The 2,102-nt window shown below is 74.9% G+C and carries 1 protein-coding gene; it reads left to right on the plus strand.

The window, feature by feature from the left end:
- A partial coding sequence (locus ACFWVP_RS34755) for an amino acid adenylation domain-containing protein (protein ID WP_384502162.1) occupies window positions 1-2,102 on the plus strand: 2,102 nt, incomplete at both ends.

A 2,102-nucleotide genomic window follows, 5' to 3' on the forward strand; every position in this document is an offset into this window, starting at 1 on the left:
GGTGAGGGTGGTGCGGCGAAGTTCGATCTGGGGTTCAACTTCGTCGAGCGCACGGATCTGGACGGCGCCCCGGCCGGCATCGAAGTCACGGTGGAGTACAGCTCCGACCTCTTCGACGAGCAGACGGTCACGGACCTGGGCCGGCGCCTGGTACGTCTGCTGTCCCTGGGCGCGGCCGACCCGGCGATGCCGATCAGCCAGCTGGACCTCCTCGAATCGAGTGAGTGGCAGCGACTGCTGACCGGCTGGAACGACACCGGGCGGGTGCTGGAGCTGCCGGCCGCGACGGACACGGGTCCGGAGCCCGGGACGATCGCCGGGCTGTTCGCGGCCCAGGTCGCCAGGACCCCCGACGCGCCCGCGGTCCTCGCCCATGACGCACAGCTCAGCTACGCGGAGCTGGACGAGCGCTCGGCCGCGCTGGCCGCGCTCCTCGCCGCCCGGGGAGTACGCCGCGGGGACACCGTCGCCGTCGCCGTCCCCCGCTCCGCCGCACTGACCGTCGGCCACCTCGCGGTGCTGCGGGCCGGTGCGGTGTGCCTGCCCGTCGATCCGGACCACCCGGCCGAGCGGGTCGGTGCCGTCCTGGCCGGCGCCTCGCCCGCCGCGGTCATCACCACGGAGGGCTGCCGGCCCCTGGCCGGGACCACCTCGGGCCCGGTCCTCCTGCTGGGACCCGGCGGTCACAGCGACGAGAAGCACACCGTCGTCGGCACCGCCGCCCGGCTCCCCGGGCCACTGCCCGACTCCCCGGCGTACCTGGTCCACACCGCCGACCCGGACGGTTCCCCGCGCGGTGTGCTCGTACCGCACCGGGGCATCGTGAACCGGCTCCTGTGGATGCGGGACGCCTGCCGTCTCGGCCCGGACGACCGGATCCTGCACAAGGCACCCGCGGACCTCGGCGTATCGGTCTGGGAGGTCCTCGCACCGCTGGTGCTCGGCGCCGCCCAGGTGGTCGCCCTGCCCGGCGGCCACCGCGACATGGTCGGCCTGGCCCGGCTCATCCGGCGCGAGGCCGTGACCACGGCCCACTTCGCGCCCTCCGTGCTGGAGGCGTTCCTCGCCGAGCCGGAGTCCGCACACTGCACCGGACTGCGCCGGGTGCTGTGCAGCGGCGAGCCGCTGCCCGCCGGACTGGCCGAACGGCTGAGGTCACACCTTCCCGGAGTGGAGCTCCATGTCCTGCACGGGCCGGCGGAGGCGTCGTTCGACGCCCTCGCGCACACCGTCGGGACCGGGGACACAGGGGCGTACCCGGCCGCCGGCCGGCCCGTCTGGAACACCCGTGCCTTCGTGCTCGACGCCGGCCTCATGCCCCTGCCCCCGGGCAGCCCCGGTGAGCTGTACCTGGGCGGGGCCCAGCTGGCGCACGGCTACCTCGGCCGTGCCGCGCTGACCGCCGAGCGGTTCGTCGCCGACCCCTACGGTCCGCCCGGCTCCCGGCTCCACCGCACCGGCGACCTGGCCAGGATCACCCGTGACGGTACGGTCGAGCTCCTGGGCCGCACCGACGACCGGCTCACCCTCGACGGCAGGAGTGTCGAACCCGGCGAGGTCGAGCGGGCGCTGACCGGGCACCCCGCGGTCGGTGCCGCGGCCGTGACCGTACGTCCCGGCCCCTCGGGCGAGCCCGCGCTGGTCGCGTACCACGTGCCCCTCGACCCGGCGGCCCCGGCGGACACCGCGGCCCTGCGGGCCCATGCCGCGACCGTGCTGCCCGGACACGCGGTGCCGGCGCACTGCGTCGTGCTCGACGCGCTCCCGTACACCGCGGACGGCCGGATCGACCGCGCCGCGCTGCCCGAGCCCCGGCACAGCACCGCCCGGGCACCCCGCAACGACATCGAGCGCACGCTCTGCGACCTGTTCTCCGAACTGCTCGGCGTCCCGTCGGTGTCGATCGACGACAGCTTCTTCGATCTGGGTGGGCATTCGCTGCTCGCCACCCGCCTGGTGAGCCGGGTCCGTGCCACCTTCGGCATCGAGCTGCCTTTCCGGGACATCTTCGACGCGCAGTCGGTGGTGGCGTTGGCGGAGCGGGTGGTGGGTTCGTCGGTGGGTGGGCGTGTGGCGTTGGTGCCGATGGTGCGTCCGGTGCG

Origin of the sequence: Streptomyces sp. NPDC058637 (assembly GCF_042717325.1) — a bacterium.
Classification (GTDB): Bacteria; Actinomycetota; Actinomycetes; order Streptomycetales; family Streptomycetaceae; genus Streptomyces.